The sequence below is a fragment of the Nonomuraea sp. SBT364 genome (assembly GCF_001083785.1).
Taxonomy (GTDB): Bacteria; Actinomycetota; Actinomycetes; order Streptosporangiales; family Streptosporangiaceae; genus Nonomuraea.
Genome location: NZ_LAVL01000071.1, coordinates 18448 through 40148, shown reverse-complemented (window position 1 = coordinate 40148; position 21701 = coordinate 18448). Strand labels below are relative to the sequence as shown.

26 protein-coding genes are annotated in these 21701 nt (G+C 72.6%); 13 read left to right on the top strand and 13 right to left on the bottom strand.

Annotation, left to right across the window (positions count from 1 at the left end):
* Positions 1 to 51: 51 nt before the first annotated feature.
* From ADY59_RS27230 to ADY59_RS27205, 6 genes are read right to left on the bottom strand one after another with little or no spacing between them, the layout of a single operon-like run.
* Complete coding sequence (locus ADY59_RS27230) at positions 52 to 852, bottom strand: glycerophosphodiester phosphodiesterase family protein (RefSeq protein WP_049567451.1); 801 nt, start codon at positions 850 to 852, stop codon at positions 52 to 54.
* Between the two features lie 35 nt (positions 853 to 887).
* Positions 888 to 1427 (bottom strand): TrmH family RNA methyltransferase, encoded by a 540-nt coding sequence (locus tag ADY59_RS27225; protein ID WP_049567450.1) that lies wholly within the window; start codon positions 1425 to 1427, stop codon positions 888 to 890.
* A complete protein-coding gene (locus ADY59_RS27220; RefSeq protein WP_049567448.1) occupies positions 1424 to 2014 on the bottom strand; it encodes a class I SAM-dependent methyltransferase in 591 nt (196 codons plus the stop codon). Before ADY59_RS27220 ends, ADY59_RS27225 begins: the two co-directional genes overlap by 4 nt.
* Before the next feature lie 11 nt (positions 2015 to 2025).
* On the bottom strand, positions 2026 to 2973 hold the full coding sequence (locus tag ADY59_RS27215; protein ID WP_049567445.1) for a VWA domain-containing protein: 948 nt from the start codon (positions 2971 to 2973) through the stop codon (positions 2026 to 2028).
* Positions 2970 to 3905, bottom strand: coding sequence for a DUF58 domain-containing protein (locus ADY59_RS27210; protein ID WP_331459527.1), 936 nt, complete (start codon positions 3903 to 3905; stop codon positions 2970 to 2972). Before ADY59_RS27210 ends, ADY59_RS27215 begins: the two co-directional genes overlap by 4 nt.
* On the bottom strand, positions 3902 to 4903 hold the full coding sequence (locus ADY59_RS27205; RefSeq protein WP_049567439.1) for an AAA family ATPase: 1002 nt from the start codon (positions 4901 to 4903) through the stop codon (positions 3902 to 3904). Before ADY59_RS27205 ends, ADY59_RS27210 begins: the two co-directional genes overlap by 4 nt.
* Before the next feature lie 55 nt (positions 4904 to 4958).
* Here ADY59_RS27205 and ADY59_RS27200 point away from each other — a divergent pair, with 55 nt between their 5' ends.
* Together ADY59_RS27200 and ADY59_RS27195 are read left to right on the top strand one after the other, a co-directional pair.
* A complete protein-coding gene (locus ADY59_RS27200; RefSeq protein WP_049567437.1) occupies positions 4959 to 5744 on the top strand; it encodes a hypothetical protein in 786 nt (261 codons plus the stop codon).
* A 43-nt stretch (positions 5745 to 5787) separates the two neighbouring features.
* Entirely contained in the window at positions 5788 to 6705 is a 918-nt protein-coding gene (locus tag ADY59_RS27195) for a DUF2268 domain-containing protein (protein ID WP_082310433.1), read from the top strand.
* On the opposite strand, the gene ADY59_RS27190 is transcribed toward ADY59_RS27195, so the two are convergent.
* Together ADY59_RS27190 and ADY59_RS27185 are read right to left on the bottom strand one after the other, a co-directional pair.
* On the bottom strand, positions 6675 to 7313 hold the full coding sequence (locus ADY59_RS27190; RefSeq protein ID WP_049567434.1) for a response regulator: 639 nt from the start codon (positions 7311 to 7313) through the stop codon (positions 6675 to 6677). The genes ADY59_RS27195 and ADY59_RS27190 overlap by 31 nt on opposite strands.
* Positions 7310 to 8536, bottom strand: a complete 1227-nt coding sequence (locus tag ADY59_RS27185) for a sensor histidine kinase (RefSeq protein ID WP_231618911.1) — start codon at positions 8534 to 8536, stop codon at positions 7310 to 7312. Before ADY59_RS27185 ends, ADY59_RS27190 begins: the two co-directional genes overlap by 4 nt.
* A gap of 145 nt (positions 8537 to 8681) precedes the next feature.
* On the opposite strand from ADY59_RS27185, the gene ADY59_RS27180 reads away from it, so the two are divergent.
* From ADY59_RS27180 to ADY59_RS27145, 8 genes are all read left to right on the top strand, one after another.
* Positions 8682 to 9245 carry a ClpP family protease gene (locus ADY59_RS27180; protein WP_049567430.1) on the top strand — a complete coding sequence of 188 codons (564 nt, stop codon included), beginning with the start codon at positions 8682 to 8684 and terminating at the stop codon, positions 9243 to 9245.
* Position 9246: 1 nt separating this feature from the next.
* Complete coding sequence (locus tag ADY59_RS27175; RefSeq protein ID WP_049567427.1) at positions 9247 to 9864, top strand: ATP-dependent Clp protease proteolytic subunit; 618 nt, start codon at positions 9247 to 9249, stop codon at positions 9862 to 9864.
* Positions 9865 to 10053: 189 nt separating this feature from the next.
* Positions 10054 to 10779, top strand: coding sequence for a TetR/AcrR family transcriptional regulator (locus tag ADY59_RS27170; RefSeq protein WP_049567426.1), 726 nt, complete (start codon positions 10054 to 10056; stop codon positions 10777 to 10779).
* A 61-nt stretch (positions 10780 to 10840) separates the two neighbouring features.
* Entirely contained in the window at positions 10841 to 11602 is a 762-nt protein-coding gene (locus ADY59_RS27165; RefSeq protein WP_049567423.1) for a TSUP family transporter, read from the top strand.
* Between the two features lie 24 nt (positions 11603 to 11626).
* On the top strand, positions 11627 to 12598 hold the full coding sequence (locus ADY59_RS27160; RefSeq protein WP_049567422.1) for a helix-turn-helix transcriptional regulator: 972 nt from the start codon (positions 11627 to 11629) through the stop codon (positions 12596 to 12598).
* 29 nt (positions 12599 to 12627) lie between these two features.
* On the top strand, positions 12628 to 13239 hold the full coding sequence (locus tag ADY59_RS27155; RefSeq protein WP_063780798.1) for a LysE family translocator: 612 nt from the start codon (positions 12628 to 12630) through the stop codon (positions 13237 to 13239).
* Positions 13236 to 13964 (top strand): alpha/beta fold hydrolase, encoded by a 729-nt coding sequence (locus ADY59_RS27150; protein ID WP_049567417.1) that lies wholly within the window; start codon positions 13236 to 13238, stop codon positions 13962 to 13964. Before ADY59_RS27155 ends, ADY59_RS27150 begins: the two co-directional genes overlap by 4 nt.
* Before the next feature lie 3 nt (positions 13965 to 13967).
* Entirely contained in the window at positions 13968 to 14180 is a 213-nt protein-coding gene (locus ADY59_RS27145; RefSeq protein WP_049567414.1) for a hypothetical protein, read from the top strand.
* Positions 14181 to 14243: 63 nt separating this feature from the next.
* On the opposite strand, the gene ADY59_RS27140 is transcribed toward ADY59_RS27145, so the two are convergent.
* Positions 14244 to 14573 carry a hypothetical protein gene (locus ADY59_RS27140; protein ID WP_049567460.1) on the bottom strand — a complete coding sequence of 110 codons (330 nt, stop codon included), beginning with the start codon at positions 14571 to 14573 and terminating at the stop codon, positions 14244 to 14246.
* 19 nt (positions 14574 to 14592) lie between these two features.
* Entirely contained in the window at positions 14593 to 15261 is a 669-nt protein-coding gene (locus ADY59_RS27135) for a DUF4386 domain-containing protein (RefSeq protein ID WP_049567410.1), read from the bottom strand.
* Positions 15262 to 16058: 797 nt separating this feature from the next.
* Between ADY59_RS27135 and ADY59_RS27130 the strand changes: the two genes are divergently transcribed.
* Positions 16059 to 16400 (top strand): VOC family protein, encoded by a 342-nt coding sequence (locus tag ADY59_RS27130; RefSeq protein ID WP_049567408.1) that lies wholly within the window; start codon positions 16059 to 16061, stop codon positions 16398 to 16400.
* Here the strand turns inward: ADY59_RS27130 and ADY59_RS27125 are convergent, their stop codons facing one another.
* Positions 16401 to 17270: an SCO6745 family protein gene (locus ADY59_RS27125; RefSeq protein WP_049567403.1), complete on the bottom strand. Its 870-nt coding sequence runs from the start codon at positions 17268 to 17270 to the stop codon at positions 16401 to 16403.
* Positions 17271 to 17304: 34 nt separating this feature from the next.
* Between ADY59_RS27125 and ADY59_RS27120 the strand changes: the two genes are divergently transcribed.
* Positions 17305 to 17883: a CGNR zinc finger domain-containing protein gene (locus tag ADY59_RS27120; RefSeq protein ID WP_231618910.1), complete on the top strand. Its 579-nt coding sequence runs from the start codon at positions 17305 to 17307 to the stop codon at positions 17881 to 17883.
* A gap of 22 nt (positions 17884 to 17905) precedes the next feature.
* Here the strand turns inward: ADY59_RS27120 and ADY59_RS27115 are convergent, their stop codons facing one another.
* On the bottom strand, positions 17906 to 18871 hold the full coding sequence (locus ADY59_RS27115; protein ID WP_049567398.1) for a helix-turn-helix transcriptional regulator: 966 nt from the start codon (positions 18869 to 18871) through the stop codon (positions 17906 to 17908).
* A gap of 82 nt (positions 18872 to 18953) precedes the next feature.
* On the opposite strand from ADY59_RS27115, the gene ADY59_RS27110 reads away from it, so the two are divergent.
* On the top strand, positions 18954 to 19784 hold the full coding sequence (locus ADY59_RS27110; protein ID WP_049567395.1) for an SDR family oxidoreductase: 831 nt from the start codon (positions 18954 to 18956) through the stop codon (positions 19782 to 19784).
* Here the strand turns inward: ADY59_RS27110 and ADY59_RS27105 are convergent.
* Positions 19775 to 21691 carry an Ig domain-containing protein gene (locus tag ADY59_RS27105; protein ID WP_049567392.1) on the bottom strand — a complete coding sequence of 639 codons (1917 nt, stop codon included), beginning with the start codon at positions 21689 to 21691 and terminating at the stop codon, positions 19775 to 19777. The two genes, ADY59_RS27110 and ADY59_RS27105, sit on opposite strands and share 10 nt — an antisense overlap.
* Positions 21692 to 21701 lie beyond the last annotated feature (10 nt).

Here is a 21701-nt window from a genome sequence, read left to right as displayed (position 1 = left end):
GAGGCGTCGGTGGGGTCCGCGGGGGGTGCGGGTACGGACAAAGTGTCGCTCCTAGGCGGCCATGCGGCCGGGATGCCACTGCCCGCGCTCTTCCAGCACGGCGCGCAGCCCGGTGATGTTGTCGGTCATGATGCCGTCGACGCCCAGATCGAGCAGGCGCTCCATCCGCACGGCGTCGTTGATCGTCCACACGTGCACCTGCATGCCGATGGCGTGCGCCGTACGGACCAGGCTGCGGGTGGTGACGGGCAGGCCGCGGAAGCCGATCGGGACCTGTGCGCACGGGATGCCCGCGCGCACGAGCCGGGCCAGCAGGCGGCCGTAGCCGGAGGTGGAGGCGGCGGCGCGCAGCGCGGCCACGCCGCGCGGGCCGAGCGCCGAGCAGACCTCCCGGCCGATCGCGGCCCTGGCCAGCGCCAGCCGCTCGTCGGAGAACGACGTCAGGCAGACGCGGTCGTGGGCGCCGGTGCGGCGGATCGCCTCGGCCAGCGGCGCGATGGCCGCGGCCTCCTTGACGTCGATGTTGAACCGGGTCTCCGGCCAGGTGCCGAGCAGGTCCTCCAGCAGCGGGATCTCGTGCTCGCCGCCGATGCGGGCGCGCCGCACGGCGCTGTAGGGCAGCTCGGCGATGCGGCCGCGCCGGTCGGTCACCCGGTCGAGGGTGTGGTCGTGGAAGGCGAGCAGCACCCCGTCGGCCGTGGCGTGCGCGTCGGTCTCCAGGTAGGTGTAGCCGAGCCGCACGGCCCGCTCGAAGGCCGCCGCCGAGTTCTCCGCTCCTTCGGCGGCGCCGCCGCGATGGGCGAACGCCAGGGGCGCCGGATGGTCGAGGAAAGCGAAGCGACGGCTGAGCACGGACTGAGTATGCCTTCCGCGAATGAACAACGGGGTTACGAATCGGGGAGATTCTGCCATTCCTGGCGCCGGGCCTCCGCCAGCGCGATGGCCGCCGCGACCGCGACGTTGAACGACCCCACCCGCCCGACCTGCGGGATGTAGCAGACGCCGTCGGCGGCGTCGAGCAGCGCGGGGGAGCAGCCGTGGTCCTCGCTGCCGACCACCAGGCACACGTCGCGGCCCAGGTCGGCCTTGTGCAGGGGGACGGCCTCGGCGGTCAGCTCGATCGCCAGGACCGTGAAGCCGTCGTCCCTGGCCGCCTTGACCGCCTCGGTGGCGGGCACCGCCTCGTGCCAGGTGACCAGCCGGTCGGTGCCGAGCGCGGTCTTGCCGGCCTTCGGGTTGGTCGGCGGGGTGGAGTTGCCGGCCAGCCAGATCTGGTCGACGCCGAAAGCGGCGGCGCTGCGGAAGATCGATCCGACGTTGAACGGGCCGGTGACCGACTCCAGGATCAGCCCCAGCCGGTTGCCGGTGTTGCGGCGCCACGTGCGGTTGAGCCGCTTGACGTCGGTGGGGCGCAGCTGCCTTCTCATCGTTGCACCTTCAGGATTCGGTAGGCGGCCCGGGAGGCCTCGCGGGAGGCCTGCCAGCCCTGCTCGCCGAGCCAGCGCTGCAGGGAGTCGGAGCCGAGGTGTTTCTGGACGACCAGGTAGGCGGCGCCGCCGGGTGCCAGCCGGGACAGCCACCTGGTGAGCATCTCGTGCAGGGCCGCCTTGCCGATGCGGATGGCGGGGTTGGACCAGATCGCCTGGAACGTCACGCCCTCCGGCATCTCGTCGGCATGCACGGACCGTACTTTGTAAAGGCGCGCGGCCCGGGCGTTGCGCTCGGTGAGCTCCAGGCTGCGGCGGTTCACGTCGACGGCCCACACGGTCGCCTCCGGCGCCCGGGAGGCCATCGTCAGCGCGATGGGGCCGTAGCCGCAGCCCAGGTCGAGCAGGTCGCCCAGCGGGGGCGGCGGCGGAACCGTCTCCAGCAGGATCCGGGTGCCCACGTCGACCCGCTCCGGCGAGAACACGCCCCTGTCGGTCTCCAGCCGCAGGTGCAGGTCGGGCAGCACCAGGTCGACGGAGCCGGGCTTGCTGGCGGTCTCGGGACGCTCGGAGAAGTAGTGGGCCACGTGGGGAAACGTTACGGGATCCGGGTGCCGAACAAGACCGCGGCGCCGGCGACCAGCAGGCCGAGCCCGAGCGCGGCGATGATGAACTGCTGGGTGATCTCCTGGCTGACGAGCTTGTAGCCGAGCGAGGTGCCGATCTGCTCGTAGACCTCGCGCAGCTCGCTGCCCGACTCGGCGCTGTAGGCGCGGCCGCCGCTGCCCTCCGACAGCTGCTGGAGCGTCTGCTTGTTGACGGGCACGTTGACGGGCCTGCCGTCGATGGAGACGGTGCCCTCCTGGGTGCCGTAGGCGATGGTGGAGACCGGGACGTGGGCCTGGGTCGCGGCGTCGGTGGCCTCCTTGACCGAGCGGCCGGAGGTGTTGTCGCCGTCGGACAGCAGCACGATCGCGGCGGGCGGCGGGTCGGTGGCGGCGTCCTGGTCGAAGGAGCGCACCGATTCCAGCGAGTTGAACACCGCCTCGCCGATCGCGGTGCCCGGCCGGGTGGCGAGGTTGCCGATCGCGGTCATCACCGCGCGGTGGTCGGTGGTGGGTGAGATGAGGACGTTGGCGGAGCGGGCGAAGGCGACGACGCCGACGTTGAACCGGTCGGGCAGCTCCTGCACGAACGCCTGGGCGGCGGCCTTGGCGGCGGTGATGCGGTTGGGGTCGACGTCGCCGGCCTCCATGGACAGCGACACGTCCAGGGCGATCATGATGGTGGCCCGGTCGCGCGGCACCCGTACCTCGTCGGCGGGCCGGGCCGCGCCGAGGACCAGCAGCGACATCATGACCAGGAACAGGGCGGGCGGCACGTGCCTGCGCCAGCCGGGGCCGGCGGGGGCGACCAGGTTGAGCAGGGCCAGGTTGGTGAAGCGGACGGTGTAGCGGCGGCGGAAGAACTGGGCGGCCACGTAGCCGGCGGCCAGCAGAAGCACCAGCACGGACAGCCAGAGCCAGGCCGGCGACAGAAAAGTCACGGGGTCACCTTCCGGTGTGCCAGGTGGCGGGTGCGCCGCTGGCGCAGGACGAACTGCGCGACGTCGAACACCCAGTCGCGGTCGGTGCGCAGCACCAGGTGGGCGACGCCGGCGCGGCGCAGGGCGGCGCGGGTGCCCTCCCGTTGCAGCGCGGCGGCCTCGGCGTAGGCGCGGCGTACTTTGGGCGACAGGTGCACTTCGCGTACGTTCCCGGTCTCGGGGTCGGCGAACGCGACGCGGCCCACGTCGGGGAGTTCGAGCTCGCGCGGGTCGACGATCTCGACGGCCAGCACCTGGTGTCGGGCGGACAGGCGGCGGATGGGGCGCTCCCAGGGGCGTTCGGCGGCGGGGTCGAGCGAGGGGCGGGCGTCGAGGAAGTCGGAGACGACCACGCGCATGCCGCGCCGCCGCCGGGTGGCCGACAGCACGTCGATGCCCTCGGCCAGGTCGGGCGCGTCGGGGACGGCGCGGCCGCGCGGGGCGTCCATGAGGGCCGACAGCAGGCCGTAGAGGGCGGGCCGGCCGGTGCGGGCGGGCATGCGGTGGATGAACTCGTCGTGGATCACCAGCGCGCCGAACCGGTCGCCCAGCCGGCTGGACAGGAACCCGAGCGCGCCGACGGCGGCCACGACCAGGTCGCGCTTGTCGCTGTCGGCGGTGCCGAAGTCCATGCTGGGCGACAGGTCGGCCAGCGCCCACGTCTCCAGCTCGCGGTCGGCGATGAGGTCGCGCACGTGCGGCACCGTCGTGCGGGCGGTGACGGCCCAGTCCATGCGGCGCACGTCGTCCTCGCCCGGCACGTACACGCGGCTGTCGCCGGCCTCGCTGCCGGTGCCGGGCAGCAGGCCCTGGTGGGCGCCGTGCAGGAGCCCGTCGAGCCGCCGGGTGACCACCAGTTCGAGCTTGCGCAGGGCCTGTTCGGCGGTGCTCACCGGTTCTGGTTCCACACGACGAGGGGCGGCGGCACGGCGTGCAGGATCTGCCGGACGACCTGCTCGGGGTCGACGCCGTCGGCGAGCGCGTCGAAGGTGAGCATCAGCCGGTGCGCCATCACGTCCACGGCCACGTCGCGTACGTCGTCGGGCAGCAGGTAGTCGCGGCCGCGCAGCACCGCCAGGGCGCGGCCGGCGGAGACGAGGCCGAGCGTGGCGCGCGGGCTGACGCCGATCTCGATGGTCTCGGCGAGGTCGGCCAGGCCGTAGTCGGCGGGCGCGCGGGTGGACATGACCAGGCGGACCACGTAGTCGGCGACGAGCTGGTGGACCGAGACGTTCTCGGCGGCCTCCTGCAGCGCCAGCAGCCGCTGCGGGTCGAGGATCCGGTCGGGGGCGGGCGGGGTGACGCTCATCCGGTGCAGGATCTCCAGCTCCTCGTGCGCGGTCGGGTGCGGCACCCGTACGCGGAACAGGAACCGGTCGCGCTGCACCTCGGGCAGCGGGTAGACGCCCTCGGACTCGATCGGGTTCTGGGTGGCCAGCACGATGAAGGGCCTGGGCAGCGGGTGGGTGACGCCGGCGAGCGTTACCTGGCGCTCGGCCATGACCTCCAGCAGCGCGGACTGCACCTTGGCGGGGGCGCGGTTGATCTCGTCGGCGAGCAGGAAGTTGACGAACACCGGGCCGAGTTCGACGTCGAACTTCTCGTTGGACGGGTGGAAGACGCGGGTGCCGACGATGTCGCTCGGCACCAGGTCGGGGGTGAACTGGATACGGGCGAACGTGCCGCCCACGACGGTGGCCATGGTGGAGGCGGCGAGGGTCTTGGCGACGCCCGGAACCCCTTCCAGCAGGCAGTGGCCGCGTGCCAGCAGGGCCACGATCAGTCTCTCGACCATGTGCTCCTGTCCGACGATGACTCGCCGGACCTCGTCGAGGGTCTGACGCAGCACCGCCGCGTCCGTTCCGCCTGGCTGCTCTTCGGCGACGCTCATGACGCTATTCCACCAAAGGCGCCGCAAACGTGCACGACGCCACGTCTGTGCTTTCATGGCAGATGTGGCAAGTCCGCTTCAGTTCGGTGATCCGCCACGGCTCGGGCCGTTCGTGGTGCAGGCTCGCCTGCACGCCGCCCCGGCCGGCTTCGTGTACCTGGGACAGGGGCCCGACGGGCGGGCGGTCTCGCTGGCCGTGCTGACGCGGGGGGCGGCGTTCGACGCGGCGGCGCGCGAGCGGTTCGTGACCGCGTTGCGGGAGGCGGCGCCCGCCGGCCAGCCGGCCTCTCAGGCGGGGGTGCGTGGCTGGCTCGGGCGGGCCGGCAGGTCGCGGTCGGCCGTGGTCGAGGACGCGCCGGCGGTGCTGGGCATGAACACCGGGCGGGCGCCGTGGGTGGCCGTCCCGTACGTGCCCGGCAAGCCGGGGGCCGAGCGGTTCCTGGAGCCGGTCATGGTGGGCGGGACGCTGATCGGGCAGGCGCACGGCCCGGACTTCGTGCCGTACTGGCTGACCGACCGCGCGCCCGCGCTGGCCCCGCCGGTGCGCAGGCGGCCGCTCACCGAGACGCGCAGGCGGGTGCTGATGGCGGCGCTGGCGGTGCTCGTGCTGCTGCTGCTGATGACGGTGATCGCGCTGCTCATGCTGGTGCGCACCGACAACAGCGACCCGATGCCGCGGCAGCTCCCGCCGACGCAGTTCCTGCCGAGCCCGCCGCCCACCCCGGCCACGCCGGAGCCGCAGCAGCCGAGCCCGTCGCCGACGCCCTCGCCGTCGCGCAGCGGCGAGGAGACGCCCGGCCGTTCGCCGGGGGGCGACTCGTCGCAGGATCCGCAGCTTTGATCGGGTTGAGCCTCACGTAGCGTGAGGTTCTAGCGTCTGCGGCATGAGGTTCATCGTTCACGACACGATCTCGGTGATGGCCGAGATGCTGAAGGAGCCGCTGGAGAAGCGGCCCGGGGCGCTGCGCGAGATGCTGGCGCCGATGCGGTCGGCGATCCCGGTGCCGGGCGACGTCGTCGACATTCATCACCGGGGCGGCGGGTTCCGGGTCGACGCCGACGATCCGCGTTACCTGGAGGCGGTCACCCGGCTGGCCGGCCAGGACGTGCTGGGGCAGGTCGAGCGGGAGCTGCAGCGCGCCTCCGAGGCGCTGGGGCACCTGGAGCAGGCCGAGTCGCTTCAGGTGATGTTCGTGCTGGGCAATCCGGACGACGACCATCTGATGAGGGTGACCGGCGGCTACTACGGGATGGGCGGGGCGCCCGGCTGGCTGTATCTGCTGGCGTGGCCGTCCGACGACGTCATCGGCCGGATCGCGCACCTGGCGGTGCACGAGTTCCATCACAGCGTGCGTTTCACGACCGTCGAGTGGAACCCGGCCACGGTGACCGTGGGGGAGCACGTGATCAGCGAGGGGCTCGCCGAGGCGTTCGTGCGGGAGCTGTCCGGGGCCGGGGCGATGGGGCCGTGGTCCGGGATGGTGACGGGGGAGGAGTACGAGCGCGCGCACGCGAAGATCATGGCCGGCTTCGGGCTGGCGGGCATGACGAACACGCCCGCGTACGTGCTGGGGGACAGCGCCATGCGGATGTTCGGTCAGGAACCGCGCGGCATCCCGGACATGGCGGGATACGCGGTGGGGTTGCGGCTGGTGGACGAGGTCATGGAGGCCACCGGCCTGACCGCCGTCCAGCTCAGCGGGCTGCCCGTCGCGGAGCTCGTCCGGCTGCGCGGTCAGCACGGTCAGCGCGGTGAGCACGGTCGGCACGGTCAGCGCGGGGAGACGAACCCCGACTCGTAGGCGGCGATGACCGCCTGGGTGCGGTCGCGGGCGCCCAGCTTGGCCAGCACGTTGCCGACGTGCGTCTTGACCGTCTCGGGGCTGACGGTCAGCTCGGCGGCGATCTCGCCGTTGGACAGCCCCTTGGCCATCAGCCGCAGCACGTCGCCCTCGCGGCCGGTCAGGTTGCCGATCCCGGGCACCTCGGTGACCGGGTGGCGGCCGGCCAGCGCGCGGATGGCGGCCGGGAACAGCAGCGTCTCACCGGCCGCCACCAGCTTGACCGCCCGCACCAGCTCGTCCGGCCTGGTCCGCTTGAGCAGGAACCCGTCAGCGCCCGCCCGCAGCGCGTCGTAGACGTAGTCGTCGTTCTCGAACGTCGTCACCACCAGCACCTTCGGCGCGTCGTCCAGCGCCACCAGGCGCCGGGTGGCCTGGATGCCGTCGACGTCCGGCATCCGCACGTCCATGAGCACCACGTCGGGCCGCTCGCGGCGCACCACCGGCAGCACGGCGGCCCCGTCGGCGGCCTCCCCGACCACGCTCAGCTCCGGCTCGGAGTCGAGGATGATGCGCAGGCCCGCGCGGATGAGGTCCTCGTCGTCGGCGATCACGACCCTGATAGTCATGGTTGCGACCGTAGCGGCAGCCGTACCCGGACGCGCCAGCCGCCCTCTCCGGGGCCCGCGTCGATCTCCCCGCCGAGCAGCCGCACCCGCTCCCGCATCCCGGGCACCCCCCGCCCGCCGCCGGGTGTGGCGCCGCCGGGTGTGGCGCCGCCCGCCCGGTTGGCGACCTCCAGGCACAGCGTGTGGTCGCGTACGGCGACCGTGAGGCGCACGGGCGGGCGGCCGTGCTTGATGGCGTTGGTCAGCGCCTCCTGGACGATCCGGTACGCCTCCCTGGACACCGTCCCGGGGACCGCGCCCAGGTCGCCCACCTCCGTCAGCACCGGCACGCCGGCCCCGGCCACCAGCTCGGGCAGCTGCGCCAGCGTGGCCTGCGGCATCGTGCTCCGGCCGCCCTCGCCCGCGGGGTCGGTGCCCTCGCGGAGGAGGCCGAGGACGTGGTCCAGGTCCTCCAGGGCGGCGCGGGCCGACTGCTCGATGGCCGCCAGGGCCGTACGCGCCGTCGCCGGGTCGCGGTCCAGGATGCGGCCGGCGGCGGCCGCCTGCAGGGTGACCACGCTCAGCGCGTGTCCCACGGAGTCGTGCAGCTCGCGGGCCAGCCGGTTGCGCTCGGCCAGTGTGCGGGCGTGCTTCTCGGCGGCGGCCAGCCGTTCGGCCGGGGTGGGCCCGAGCAGCGCGGGTGCGACGCGCGCCAGCAGTGCCGCCGACCTGTCGACCAGCAGCACCAGCAGGACCAGCAGCGACACTCCCGCCGCCGCCCAGCCGACCGCCGTCCAGCCGCCGTCCACGCGATAGCCCAGCACGTCCGGCGCGCCCCCGGTGAAGGGCAGGGCCAGCGAGAACATCGTGAACGGGATGATCGCCAGCGTGCACCCGCTGGCGATCCCGCCGATCGCCAGGTGCAGCGTGAACCAGGCCGCCGTGCGCCGCCGCTCCTGCCAGGACCGCCGCGCGCCCGCCACCCCCGGCTCCACCCGGACGCCCAGCAGCCCTTCGGCCGCGTTCACCTCCAGTGTCCGCACCGGCAGGAACAGCCCCGTGAGCGCCACGACGGGCAGCACCGCGGCGAAGACGCCGATCTGCGCGGGGAGCAGCAGGTTCGCCGTCTCGCCGCCGCGCAGCACGCCGGAGACCAGCACGCCGACCATCATGTACGGCATCAGCAGCGCGCCGCCGAGGATCAGGCACGCCCATCGCCGGGCCAGCAATCGGTTCCATCTCACATCGGCGATTATATGTCGACCTTTATTCGCTCTCGGTGGAATGCGCCTTTAGAGAAATGCGCCGCCAGCGAAAAGATTCCTTAATTCGCGGCGCCCGGGGTTAACGTCGTCGTTGTAAAACGGCACCACCGGAAAGGCGACGCCCATGACCGAGACTTCGCGCACGCAATGGCCTGACCAGCTCAATCAGCGGCTTCTCAAGGAGCGCATCCTCGTGCTCGGCCAGGAGGTCGACGACGAGGTCTGCAACCGGCTGTGCGGCGAGCTGCTATTGCTGGCGGCCGAGGATTCGAAGAGTGACATAACGCTTTACATCAATTCGCCGGGCGGCTCGGTGAGCGCCGGGATGGCGCTGTACGACATGATGCAGTTCGTGCCGTGCGATGTGGCGACGGTCGCGATGGGCTTCGCCGCGTCCATGGGGCAGGTCCTGCTGTGCGCCGGCGCCCCGGGCAAGCGCTACGCCCTGCCCAACTCGCGCGTCGTCATGCACCAGCCGCTCGGCGGCATCGGCGGCTCGGCCACCGACATCCAGATCCAGGCCGAGAACATGATCCACACCAAGCGGCGGATGGCCGAGATCATCGCCTTCCACACGGGCCAGCCGCTGGAGCGCATCCAGGCCGACTCCGACCGCGACCGCTGGTTCACCGCCCAGGAGGCCCTGGAGTACGGCTTCGTCGACCACATCGCCGAGGGGGTCAACTGACATGAGCGGACGCTACGTGCTGCCCTCCTTCACCGAGCGCACCTCCTACGGGATCAAGGAGCTCAACCCGTACAACAAGCTCTTCGAGGATCGGGTGATCTTCATCGGCACGGTGATCGACGACACCGCGGCCAACGACGTGATGGCGCAGCTCCTGACGCTGGAGTCGATCGACCCGGATCAGGACATCAACATGTACATCAACTCGCCGGGCGGGTCGTTCACCGCGATGGCCGCCATCTACGACACCATGCAGTTCGTCCGGCCGGAGATCCACACGGTCTGCATCGGCGAGGCCGCCTCGGCGGCGGCGGTCCTGCTGGCGGCGGGCGCCCCCGGCAAGCGCGCGGCCCTGCCGCACGCCCGCGTCCTGCTCCACCAGCCGGCCACTGAGGGCAGCCGGGGCCAGTCCAGCGACCTGGAGATCCACGCCCGCGAGATCCTGCGCATGCGCGATCAGCAGGAGGAGATCCTGGCCCGGCACACCGGCCGCAGCCCGCTGGAGATCCGCAAGGACATCGAGCGTGACCGGATCTTCACCGCCGAGCAGGCGCGCACCTACCGGCTGATCGACGACATCTACGCCTCCCGCAAGCGCACCCTCGCTCCGTCCCGCTGACCGCTCCACTCCGTCCCGCCCCGGGCCGCGGCGGAGGGGCGGCCCGCCGTCACGGGAGCACACCGCGCGGGTGCCGGCCGAGGCCGGCTGACGAACCGGCGTCGCCGCCGGGCCGGTGGAGGTGTGGGCGGCCCGCACGCGGGCGGTCACTAAGGTGTATCTCCTACGCGGTTCGGGAGGGTGCGCGTGATGGAGCTGCCGCCGGTCGTGGCGCGGATGTGGGGGCGCGAGCCGGTCTCGCGCCGGGGGCCGAAGCCACGCCTGGACGTGGCGACGATCCTGGCCGCGGCCATGGAGATCGCCGACGCCGAGGGGCTGGCAGCGGTCTCCATGGGCAGTGTGGCCTCGCGCGTCGGCGTCGCGACCATGGCGCTCTACCGCTACGTCGGCAGCAAGGACGAGCTGCTGACGCTCATGGCCGACGCCGCGGCGCCCGACCCGCCCGAGCGCGGCGGCCTGGCGTGGCGCGACTACCTGGCCGCCTGGACCCGGGCCAACCGCGACCTCCTGCTGCGCCGGCCCTGGCTGCTGCTGGCCGACCGGCTGACGCCGCCGCTGGGGCCGCGCCGCCTGCTCTGGCTCGACCGCGCGCTGGACGCGCTGTCCGGTACGGGGCTCGACGAGGGCCAGAAGCTGCGCGCCGCCACCGCGCTGACCGGTTACGCGCTGTCCGACGCGACGCTCGTGCACGGGATGCGGGCCGGCGCCGGGCGCGCCGGGGCCGGAATCGCGGGGGCGGCCGAGTACGGCGCGGTGCTCGGCGAGCTCCTCGACCCGCACGCCTATCCGGCGCTGTCGGAGACGGTGGGCGCGGGGGTGTTCGCCGGGGCCGAGGGGTGGACCGACGACGACGACTTCCGCTTCGGGCTCGACCTGCTGCTCGACGGCATCGAGGCGCTCATCGAACGCCGGTGAAAGGCGACTCCAACCCGCCCTATACCCTTTTGGGGGTTTATCGGGGGAATCGGGGAGTCGCGTGTCGCTGGAACAGGTCCTGCTCCTGCTCGTCGCGGCGGCGGGAGCCGGCTGGGTCGACGCGGTCGTGGGCGGCGCCGCGCTCCTGCAACTCCCGGCGCTGATGGTGACCGGCATCTCACCCGTCCAGGCGATGGCCACCAACAAGTTCTCCTCCGTCTTCGGCACCGCCTCGGCCGCCGTCACGTACGCCCGCACCACCAAGTTCGACCGGCAGGTGGCGCTGCCGGGGGCGGCGCTCGCGGTGCTGAGCGCCGGGCTCGGCGCGTCGGCCGCGGCGGCGATCTCCGCCGAGGTGCTGCGGCCGGCCGTGATGGTGATCCTGCTCGGGGTGGCGGCGTTCGTGACGCTGCGGCCGGCGCTGGGCGCCACCGGGCAGCCGCACCTGCGCACCAGGGGCCGGGTCATGGTCGCGGTGGGCGTGGCCGGGCTGGTCATCGCCTTCTACGACGGGATCATGGGGCCGGGCACGGGGACGTTCCTGATCATCGCGTTCACCACGATCATCGGGCTGGACTTCGTGTCCGCGTCCGCCTCCGCGAAGATCATCAACACCGGGACGAACCTGGGGGCGCTGCTGGTGTTCGGCTGGCAGGGGCACGTGCTGTGGGGCCTGGGGCTCGGCATGGCGGCCTGCAACATCGCCGGGGCGCAGGTGGGCGCGAGGATGGCGCTCAGGCGCGGCACCGGGTTCGTCCGCGTCATCCTGCTGTGCGTGGTGGTCGCGATGGTGATCAGGCTCGGCTGGCAGCAGTTCGCCTGATGCGGGCGCTCCTACAATGGCGGCATGCGTGCCAGTCGTCTGTTGTCGCTCCTGCTGTTGTTGCAGACGCGCGGCCGCATGACGGCGACCGAGCTGTCGGCCGAGCTGGAGGTCTCGATCCGGACCGTCTACCGCGACGTGGAGGCGCTGTCGGCGGCCGGGGTGCCGGTCTACGCCGACCGCGGCCCGGCCGGCGGCTACCAGCTGCTCGACGGCTACCGCACCAGGCTCAACGGGCTGACCGCCGAGGAGGCCTCGTCGCTGTTCCTGGCCGGGCTGCCGGGGCCGGCCGCCGAGCTGGGGCTCGCGGAGGTGGCGGCGAACGCCGAGCTGAAGCTGCTGGCCGCGCTGCCGCCCGAGCCGCGCTCGCACGCCTCGCGGATGCGCGAGCGGTTCCTGCTGGACGTGCCCGGCTGGTACCGGGGGGCCGACGACGTGCCGCACCTGGCCGAGGTGTCGGAGGCGGTGTGGGATCGGCGGCCGCTGCGGATGACCTACCGGCGGTGGGGGCAGCAGGTGGTCGAGCGGCTGGTGCACCCGTACGGGCTGGTGCTGAAGGGCGGCTCCTGGTACATGGTCGCGGCCCCGCCCGGCGGCAGCCCGCGCACGTACCGGGTCTCACGCGTCCTGACGGCCGAGACGGCGCCTGGCCGCTTCGACCGGCCCGAGGGGTTCGAGCTGGCCGAGTTCTGGAAGGCGTACGCCGACGAGTTCCGGCAGCGCATGTACACCGCCGAGGCGGTGATCAGACTGGCCCCCGGCCGGGAGGACCTGCTCGCCTACACGATGGGCGCCGAAGTGGTCGCGGCGGCCCTCGCGGAGGGCGGCGAGCCCGACGCCGAAGGCCGGCGCACGCTGACCGTGCCGATCGAGTCGATCACCCATGCCCGCTGGCTGCTGCTGCGCATGGGCGCGGACGTGGAGGTGCTCGGCCCGCCCGAGCTGCGCGTTCTCATGGCGGAGGCGGTCGCGGCGCTCGGAAAAATGTACGGCTGATTCGCGGGTCTTCTGACACGATGCCCCGTATGTATCTTCTAGCTTTCATCGGCGCGTGCGTGCTGGTGGCGATGGTGCCCGGGGTGAGCACCGCTGTCATCCTGCGGCAGACGGTCAGATCGGGGCGCGGTTCGGGCCTGACCGCCACGCTCGGCAACGAGACCGGCATCCTGCTGTGGGGCCTGGCCGCCGCGTTCGGCCTGTCGGCGCTGCTGCTCGCCTCGCAGGTGGCCTACGACGTCATGCGGATCACCGGCGCCGTCGTGCTGGTGGTCATGGGCGCGCAGTCGATCTGGCAGGCGCGCCGGGGCGCGCCCGAGCCGGTCGTGCCGCCCGCTCCCGGCCGCCGCAGGTCCTACCTGCTCGGGCTGGGCACCTGCCTGGCCAACCCGAAGGCGGCGGTGTTCGCGATGTCGTTCCTGCCGCAGTTCGTGCCCCAGGGCCAGAACGTGCCGCTCACGCTGGTGACGCTGGCCGTCGTGTGGGTCCTGGTGGACCTGCTCTGGTACACCGCGCTCATCTGGGCCGTCGCGCAGGCCAAGGACATGCTGGGACGCCCGGCGGTGCGGCGATGGCTGGAGCGGATCTCCGGCGTCGTCCTCATCGGACTGGGCATGCGACTGGTCGTGGAGGCCAAGTGACGATCTGGTTCGAAGAAGCGGGCACCGGCGAGCCGGTCGTGCTCCTCGCGTCGAGCGCCGCCGACGCGGGCATGTGGGACGCCCAGTGGGAGCCGCTCGCCGAGCGCTTCCGGGTGATCAGGCTCGACTACCGGGGCTTCGGCCGCACTCCGTACGCCGCCGACAGCCCCTACAGCGACGCGGGCGACGTGGCCGAGGTGCTCGCCGGGCTCGGCGTGGAGCGGGCCAGGCTGGTCGGCGCCTCCTACGGCTGCCGCATCGCGCTCCAGCTCGGCGCGATGGCGACCCGGCTGGTGCTCATGAACCCCGGCTCCGACCTGCCCAGGACGCCCGACATGCTGGCGTTCGGCGCGGAGGAGGACCGGCTGCTGGAGCTCGGCGACGTGCAGGCCGCGGCCGAGCTGAACGCCCGCACCTGGCTCGGCCCCGAGGCCGACGAGGCCACCAGGCAGCGGGTGATCGAGATGCAGCGTCACGCCTTCACCGTGCAGCTGGCCGCCGACCCCGAGCCGCCGCAGTTCGAGCCGGACTTCGAGCTCGCCGACGTCAAGGCTCCCGCGCTGATCGTCACCGGCCCCTACGACCTGGAGCACTTCCGGCAGAGCGCCCGGTACCTGGCCACCGAGCTGCCGGACGCCGAACTGCTCGAACTCGACTGGGCCGGCCACCTGCCCGCCCTCGAACGGCCGCACGAGGTCACCAGGCTCCTGCTGGACTACCTTTAGACCATGACGAACGATCTGGCGACACTGCTGCGGCAGGCCCAGGACGACGACCCGCTGCGCGCCCTGGAGGCCACGACCGCCCTGCGCCATGAGATCGAGCGCATCGAGGCGGTCCAGGTCCGGCGCGCGCGGGTCGCGGGCCTGGCGTGGGCGCAGATCGCCCACGCGATCGGCGTCAGCAAGCAGGCCGTGCACAAGAAGTACGGCAAGCGCTAGCTCTCGTTCCGCCGCCGGCAGCGCCCCCGGCCGCGCCCTCGGCCGCGCTGCCGGGCCGGGCACTCAACGGAGCGGAAGCTTCACCCTCCGGCCCGAACCGAATTCTTCGGCCTCATCGTCGGTGACCATGGCGAAGGCGCCGTCGGGAACACCGTCGAGAGCGGCCACCCGGGAAGCGACATTCAGGAGCGCCGCTTCCTCGGCGCCGCTGATGAAAAAGACGTACACGTCACCGAACTCTTCGCCGACGTCGAAGACTTCGGCCGGCCCCTGTTCCTCCATCTCGGTGAGGAACTCCTCGATCTCTTCGATCCAAGGAAAGGCATAATCCGTTTCGGAGAGCCGAGGGCTCTCACGCAGCGGCACATGGATCTCGACGACGGTACGGGCCATGCGCTTCACGATAACGATCTCAGCGATGGCCTGCCGCTGGCTCCCCGGTCCGCGGGGCGAAGCCACGTACGATCAGCCACGCGGCCAGGGCCAGGTTCTGGAGGGCCAGTGGCGCATTCATGGCCAGGTAGAGGGGCGCGACGACTTCGGTCAGCCGGAACAGCACCAGGAAGCTCGCCAGCATGGCCGCTCCGGCCCCCAGGAATCCCCAGGCGGACAGGCTGCGAGGAACAAGTCCCGACCGATGGAGGACAGCGAAGAGCAGGAGGTCTCCGAGGCTCAGCGAGATGATCAACGCGACATGGTTGACCAGGTCACGCGCTGTCCGCAGCGACTCTCCCAGGATGCCGGCGTGGGTGGATCCCTGGCCCAGCTCAGGGAACAGGAGCAAGATGACCACGCCCGCGAAGTGGAACGTGGCGGCGATCAGCCTGAATCCGACGAAGCCCAGGCTCAGCGCTTCGTCCTCCCGCCTCAGGGCCGGGTATAAACACAGGGCGAACCCGACACAGGCCGGGATCATGACGAGCTGGGAAACCGCCCCGGCGGTTACCTGGCTGCCATCGGCGGAAATGAGGTCGAGGTAGTTCGGCTCCTCAAGGGCGGGGACGATGCTCAGCACGCCGGCGACCATACCCACGATGATCAGCGCCCCCGCGGTCGCCGTCGCCCGCCTGTCCGCGGTCATGACACCTTCCCCCTCTGTGCCGGCGCCCCAATGCGCTCTCACTTACGCCTGTAAGGCTGGTTCGACCATAGCCTTACAGGTGTAAGCCCACAAGGGTGCCCGGTGTCGAAGACGTCGTCGTCCAATCCCGACCGACGGCGTGAAGAACCTTGCCGCAGGTCCCGTGCTTCACTAGTGACCAATCCGGCGATGACGGCATAGGGGTGTGCGCCAACATGGTCAGGTGACCAATGAACGCGACCACACATACGTCACCGGCCTGCGCGTCCCCCGCCGCATGTGAGGCGCCTACAAGAGCGTCGCCGCGCGCCTCGGCACCGACCGATCGGCCCGCCTTCTTGATCACATCCGGGCCGACATCCGGCAGCACGGCACCCTTCAGGAGATCGCCGAGCTCGAAGCCGCTGAGCGGGAGCCGGCGGAGCGCCGCGCTCGCAAGGGAGGCCGGCCCCGCCGCGCCCCGGCGGAGGGGTGACCGGCGGGTGGCGTGACGGCGCTCCAGCGGGCGGCAGGCACGAAAAGCCCCCGCCGGCGCGTGGCGGGCGGGGGCCGCTGCCACCCCTGGTGTTCGGATGGTCGGTCCGAGGAGCGGCGGGTTTCGTCCCAACCAGGCAATGATCGGGGACGTCTTCACACTACGTGCCGGTGCGAGAAGCCGGTCCGCGTGGTCCATGGACGAGCCGGGCCGGCGGGCGCCACCGGCGTCGCGTCCAGCGTCAGCGTTGCCGTTGAGCTGCGACGGCTTCGTTATGCTGATGACATCCAACGACAGCGCTGATCATCCTGGAGGTAGCGATATGGCCGCCGAACTCGGCTACTACACGCTGTCGGTGACGGACCTGGACCGGGCCGCCGCCTTCTACGGCGGGCTGTTCGGCTGGGAGGGGAAGCGGGAGCACGAGAGCTACCTGCACATCACGAACACGGCCGTGCCGATGGGCTTCGTGTCCGGCGGCCCCTCGTCGCAGCCCAACCTCTACTACCACGTGCCCGACATCGACGCGGCGATCGAGCGGGTGCGTGAGCTCGGCGGCAGCACGGGGGACGTGATGGACAGCAAGTCCGGCCGGGGCTGCACGTGCACCGACGACCAGGGCACCGTCATCGGCCTGTGGCAGCCCGCCCCCGGCTTCGGGTGATCAGTCGGGCGCCTTGACCGTGGCGATGCCCAGCGTGCTGGTCATCGGCAGCAGGCCGGCCTCGAAGACGGGGCCCAGGACGGGGCCGATCAGCTGCGCCAGGCGGGCCGCGCCGTCCTCGCCCAGGGCCCGCCACGGCCCGGCGGCCAGTTCGTCGGTCATCCGCTCCACCTGGTCACGCAGGTCGCGGCCCCGCTCGGTCGCCAGGCCGGCGTCGTCGACCAGCCCGCGGGCGGCCAGCCGTTCGCGCGCGGCCGCCCACTCGTCCGCCGTCCAGCCGCGACCGGCGAAGGTCTCCGCGGGGGCCGCGCCGATCGCCGCGAACGAGACGAGCGACTCGCACGGGTCGAGCCCGGCGGCCAGCAGCGCGGCCAGGTGGCCGTCGCCGCGGTGCTCGCGCAGCACCGTGGCGGCGTGCCACAGCGCCAGGTGCGGCTCACGCGGCCAGGGCAGGTCCAGGTTGGCGGCGGCGAGCGGCCGCGCCGCCACGCTCACGCTCGCGGCGGCCCGCCCGGCGAGCTCGGCCGCCTCGGCCAGTTCGGCGCTGTCCACCTTGTCGCCGAGCAGGGTCCGGTACGTCTTGTCGACCGCGGTGATCCTGGCCCGCAGCACCTCGGCGGGGCCGGCCACCTCCCAGACGGCGGGCACGTGCTCGGCGATCATGGCGGGGCTGAAGCTGTAGCAGGCGGAGGTGGCCGCCCGGGCGCCTGCCGCCCCCAGCGGGGCCAGCCGGTAGGCGAAGTAGGAGGGCCAGCGCGACTCGACGTCGTAGCCGAGCGCCGCCGCCTCCCCGAACGCCTCCGGCGAGAAGTACACGACCGCGTGAATGGGCTCAAGCTGGTGCCACATGCTCCGGGCAAGCTTCGACATGACGAGATCCTCACTGTCTAGTTAAGGTGTGACAGTGACGATAGAGGCATGGCGCATCACTGGTCAATCCCAAATAGACAGTTATGTCGGGCGGTGGGTGGAGCTGGCCGTCGTACTGGTGAACACCCTCGTGATCACCCAGGCCCGCGGCCGCCCCGTCGAGCCGCCGGAAAGCGGCGCCGAGCGCCTGACGGCCCTCACCGCAGCCGTCACCGAGCCCGCCGGCCGCCCGCGCGAGGCCGGCGACGCCGATGCCCTGGCCGCCGTCGCCGAGGGGCTGCACCCGGTGTTCACCGCGGCGCCCGGCGCCGTCGAGGAGCTGAACGCGATGCTCGTCCGCCACGGCGCCGTTCCCTGCCTGTACGGGGAGCCGCCCATGCTGTCCTTCCACGCCCGCGACGCCGGGACGGTCGACGCGTGGGCCGCCAGCATGGGCACCGCACTGGCCATGGTGATCGGCGTCGGCCAGGGCGTGCGGCTGCGCTCGTGCGAGGCGGCCGGATGCGACCTGGTCTTCTTCGACGTCACCCGCAACGCCTCCCGCCGCTTCTGCGGCCTGTCGTGCCAGAACCGGGCCAAGGCCACCGCCTACCGCGCCCGCCGCCGCGCCTGAGGCCGTGCCGGGGCCGTACGGGTCAGCCGCCGGCCGGCGGGATCGCCCGCCGCAGGCGGCCGGTCAGCGTGCGCAGGTGCGCCACCAGCTCGGGCGGCTCGCGCACCTCGAACTCGAAGCCGAACGCGGCCACCCACACCGCCAGGTGGTCCAGGCTGTCGGAGCCGATCCGCAGCGTGCAGGTGCGCTCGCCGAGCGGCTCCACGGTGCCGAGCGTGGGCGGGACCTCGGCGGCCACGTCCGCGGCCGGGCCGTGCATGGTGAGCACCGCCCGGTAGCGGTGACGGCCGGACGTCATGCCCTCGGCCAGGTATCCCGCCAGGTCCTCGGCGGGCAGCGGGCGGGGCGTGAAGCGCGGGCCGTGCGGCACGCGCGGCGTGACGCGGTCGGCGCGGAAGGTCCGCCAGCCGCCCCGGCCGGTGTCCCACCCGAACAGGTACCACCGCCGCCCGCCGCTGACCAGCCGGTACGGCTCCACGTCCCGCTCGCTCGCCGACCCGTCGCCGTCCACGTACGTGAAGCGCAGCCGCTCGTGGTCGCGCACGGCGGCGGCGATGGTCGTCAGCAGGGCGGCGTCGACGACGGGGCCGCCGGACGGCATGGTGACCATGGCCGCGCCGAGCGCGCCGACCTGGTGGCGCAGCCGGGAGGGCAGCACCTGGTCCAGCTTGGCCAGCGCGCGCACCGACGTCTCGGCGATGCCGGTGACGCCGCTCGAGGCCGCCGAGCGCAGCCCGACGGCGACGGCGACCGCCTCCTCGTCGTCGAGCAGCAGCGGCGGCAGCGACGCGCCCGCGCCGAGCTGGTAGCCGCCGCCGACCCCGCCCTCCGCCTCGATCGGGTAGCCGAGCTCACGCAGCTTGCCGACGTCGCGCCGTACCGTGCGGGGGCTGACGCCGAGCTGGCCGGCCAGCTCCGCGCCCTGCCAGTAGCGGCGCGACTGCAGCAGCGCCAGCAACCGGAGCAGCCGCGCCGAGGTCTCCAACATGACGACGATCCTCGCACCGATCGCGGACAGGATCCGGCCGCGAACCCCTCTAGCGTCGGCGGCACGACGGAAGGAGAATTCCATGACCATTCTTGTGGCGGGCGCGACCGGCAACGTCGGCCGCCCCCTGGTCGAGCAGTTGCTGTCCGCCGGGCACCGGGTCCGCGCGCTCACCCGAGACCCGGCGAAGGCGGACCTGCCCGAGGGCGCCGAGGTGGTGGCCGGCAACCTGGCCGACACCGGCAGCCTCGCCGGGGCGTTCACCGGCGTCACCGCCGCCCACCTGATCAGCTTCGACGCGGCGGACTTCCAGCCGCTGACGAACGGCCCCGGCCTGGTTGAGCTGGCGGTCGGGTCGGGCGTGCGCAAGGTGACGGTGCTGAAGGGGGACGTGGGCAAGAGCCCGCTGGAGGAGGCGATCGAGGCCGGCGGGCTGGAGTGCACCGCCCTGGCGCCGGTGGAGTTCATGTCCAACGCGCTGGAGTGGGCCGCTTCGATCGCCTCGGAGGGGGTGGTGCGCGACGGGTTCGCCGAGTCCAGGAGCGCGATGGTGCACGAGGCGGACATCGCCGCCGTGGCCGCCGCCGCGCTGACGGGCGACGGCCACGCGGGCCGCGAGTACTGGCTGACGGGCCCGGAGGCGCTGACGCCGCCGGACAAGGTGCGGGTGATCGGCGAGGTGCTCGGCCGTGAGGTGCGCTTCGTCGAGCTCGGCCGGGACGAGATGGTGGCGCGGTGGCGCGCGGAGGGCTACTCGGACGACGACGTGGCCTTCTTCCTCATGATGCGCACCGACCCGCCGGCGGCCGGCTACACGGTGCTGCCCACCGTGGAGGAGGTGACCGGCCGCCCCGCCAGGACGTTCGCGCAGTGGGTGCGCGAGCACGCCGCCGCCTTCGCCCCTCAGGCGTAGGCCCGCACCTCCAGCAGGCCGGGCGAGCCCTGGCCGCTGTCCATCGACACCCGCAGCCTGGTCGTGTTCACGGCGGTGAACGCGACCCGGTTGTAGGCGTTCAGGGCGCGCGGGTAGGCGCCGGGGATGTTGGCGTAGGCGGTGCCGTTCCAGTACTGGAGCTTCCACGAGGCGGGCACCCGGACGCCGCCGCCGTCGTCGAAGAAGTACACCTCGGCCGCGCTGATCCGCCGGGCGGCGGGCCAGGTCAGCTCGGCCCACTGCGTGCCGGTCCGCGGCCAGGTCCCCCAGCGGGGATTGGCGGTGTCGTTCGAGCTCTGCGGCTCGCGGCCGTCGTTGATCGCCGCGACGCTCTCCCACGGCGAGGTGTAGGAGGCCGCCGGGGTGGCGTCGCGGGCCACGTTCGCCTGGCCGTCGCCGCCGACGGCCAGGCGCAGGGTCCGGGTCACCGGCGTGCTGAGCGCGTCGTAGTCACGCAGGCGCACGGTGAACTCGTAGGTGCCCGCCGAGGCCGGGGTGCCGGCGATCGTGCCGGTGAACCGGTCGAGCGTGAGACCGGGCGGCAGCGTGCCGCCGGTGACCTGCCAGTCGTAGAACGGCACGCCGCCCTCGGCGTCGAGCGTCTGCCGGTAGGCCTGGCCGGGGGTGGCCGCGGGGAGCGAGGTGGTGCGGATGGCGGGTTCGAGGAACGGGGTGAGGTCGCGGTTCAGCGTCCAGCCGGCGTTCTCGGCGACCAGCAGCGCGAGCTTGGTGAGCATCCACCGCCGGGTCGGGAACAGGTGCGTCCAGCCGCCGCTCTGCCCGCTGAGCCGGTCCCAGTACGGCTGGTCGCCGGGGATGTGGTAGCTGCCGTCCAGCGGCACGGCGCGGCCCTGGTAGGCGACGACGTCCGGGTCGGCGCCGCCGTTCGCCACGTAGGAGCGCATGCCGGCCCAGTCGCTGTGGAAGGCGACGGCGTGGCCGTACTCGTGCATGACGAGCCCGTGCACGTCCAGCACCGAGCCGCGGATGTCGGTCCGGTACCAGTCCTCGTCGGCCAGTGAGGTGAACAGCTGCTTGGCCGCCTCGTCGTACTCCAGGATCATTGCCGTGGACCGGTGCAGCGGCCCGGGGACCTGGCGGCCGTCCCTGGTGTGATAGCGGCCGTTGCCGGCCGGGTACCCGGTCGAGTAGGGCCGCTGGATGCCACGGAACAGCACCCACATGCCGTTGTAGGCCGACTGGTTGGTGACGTTGACGGTGTTCTGCCAGTCGTCGCCCGGCAGGTGGTTGGGCTCGGCCCCGGCCGGGACGGTGTCGAACGGCGCCAGGTCGAAGAACCTGAACCAGTCCTTGACCGCCTCCTCCGAGGCGGTGCGCACGGCCGGGTCGGAGAAGTAGCCGGTGATGTCGTCGAAGCGGTAGTCGAAGGCGATGGGGATCGTCGGTTCGAGCGCGCTCTTCTGGTCCTGCTGCACGCGGATCGGCATCGACTGCTGGTACGTCGCGCCGCCGGCGTCGCGGATCGCCAGCCGCAGCGTGTGCAGCTCGTCGGCGCCGGGGCCGCGCTTGGAGTGGATGGCCAGCTTGAAGGTCCGGCTCTCGGCCGCGCCGGCGAACGTGAGCCGCTTGGTGGCCCCGGTGGCGGTCAGCTCGCTGGGCAGGTCCATCATCAGCCGGGAGGTCCCCTCGGCCTTGAGGTCGATCGTGACCGGGAACCGCGCGTCCTGCGGCGGCCGGACGGTGAGCTCCACGTACGGGTTGGCCAGGTAGCCCTCCCAGTCGACGAGCTGGACGCCGTAGTCGTTGACGGTCCTGCCGAACATGTCGGTGACCTGGGCGGGGGCGGCGGCGTACGCGGGCTGCCGCACGCCGGTGAGTAAGGACGCGAGCAGGAGGAGTGCGGCCACCACGGCCGGTCGTCTCATGGCGTTGACC

Bases quoted from the DNA above. Each gene is read 5' to 3' on its own strand.
- ADY59_RS27225 (WP_049567450.1), bottom strand. From the start codon at position 1,427: ATGAGAAGGCAGCTGCGCCCCACCGACGTCAAGCGGCTCAACCGCACG.
- ADY59_RS27205 (WP_049567439.1), bottom strand. From the start codon at position 4,903: ATGAGCGTCGCCGAAGAGCAGCCAGGCGGAACGGACGCGGCGGTGCTG.
- ADY59_RS27200 (WP_049567437.1), top strand. From the start codon at position 4,959: ATGGCAGATGTGGCAAGTCCGCTTCAGTTCGGTGATCCGCCACGGCTC.
- ADY59_RS27195 (WP_082310433.1), top strand. From the start codon at position 5,788: ATGAGGTTCATCGTTCACGACACGATCTCGGTGATGGCCGAGATGCTG.
- ADY59_RS27190 (WP_049567434.1), bottom strand. From the start codon at position 7,313: ATGACTATCAGGGTCGTGATCGCCGACGACGAGGACCTCATCCGCGCG.
- ADY59_RS27180 (WP_049567430.1), top strand. From the start codon at position 8,682: ATGACCGAGACTTCGCGCACGCAATGGCCTGACCAGCTCAATCAGCGG.
- ADY59_RS27175 (WP_049567427.1), top strand. From the start codon at position 9,247: ATGAGCGGACGCTACGTGCTGCCCTCCTTCACCGAGCGCACCTCCTAC.
- ADY59_RS27170 (WP_049567426.1), top strand. From the start codon at position 10,054: ATGGAGCTGCCGCCGGTCGTGGCGCGGATGTGGGGGCGCGAGCCGGTC.
- ADY59_RS27160 (WP_049567422.1), top strand. From the start codon at position 11,627: ATGCGTGCCAGTCGTCTGTTGTCGCTCCTGCTGTTGTTGCAGACGCGC.
- ADY59_RS27155 (WP_063780798.1), top strand. From the start codon at position 12,628: ATGTATCTTCTAGCTTTCATCGGCGCGTGCGTGCTGGTGGCGATGGTG.
- ADY59_RS27145 (WP_049567414.1), top strand. From the start codon at position 13,968: ATGACGAACGATCTGGCGACACTGCTGCGGCAGGCCCAGGACGACGAC.
- ADY59_RS27140 (WP_049567460.1), bottom strand. From the start codon at position 14,573: ATGGCCCGTACCGTCGTCGAGATCCATGTGCCGCTGCGTGAGAGCCCT.
- ADY59_RS27135 (WP_049567410.1), bottom strand. From the start codon at position 15,261: ATGACCGCGGACAGGCGGGCGACGGCGACCGCGGGGGCGCTGATCATC.
- ADY59_RS27130 (WP_049567408.1), top strand. From the start codon at position 16,059: ATGGCCGCCGAACTCGGCTACTACACGCTGTCGGTGACGGACCTGGAC.
- ADY59_RS27125 (WP_049567403.1), bottom strand. From the start codon at position 17,270: ATGTCGAAGCTTGCCCGGAGCATGTGGCACCAGCTTGAGCCCATTCAC.
- ADY59_RS27115 (WP_049567398.1), bottom strand. From the start codon at position 18,871: ATGTTGGAGACCTCGGCGCGGCTGCTCCGGTTGCTGGCGCTGCTGCAG.
- ADY59_RS27110 (WP_049567395.1), top strand. From the start codon at position 18,954: ATGACCATTCTTGTGGCGGGCGCGACCGGCAACGTCGGCCGCCCCCTG.
- ADY59_RS27105 (WP_049567392.1), bottom strand. From the start codon at position 21,691: ATGAGACGACCGGCCGTGGTGGCCGCACTCCTCCTGCTCGCGTCCTTA.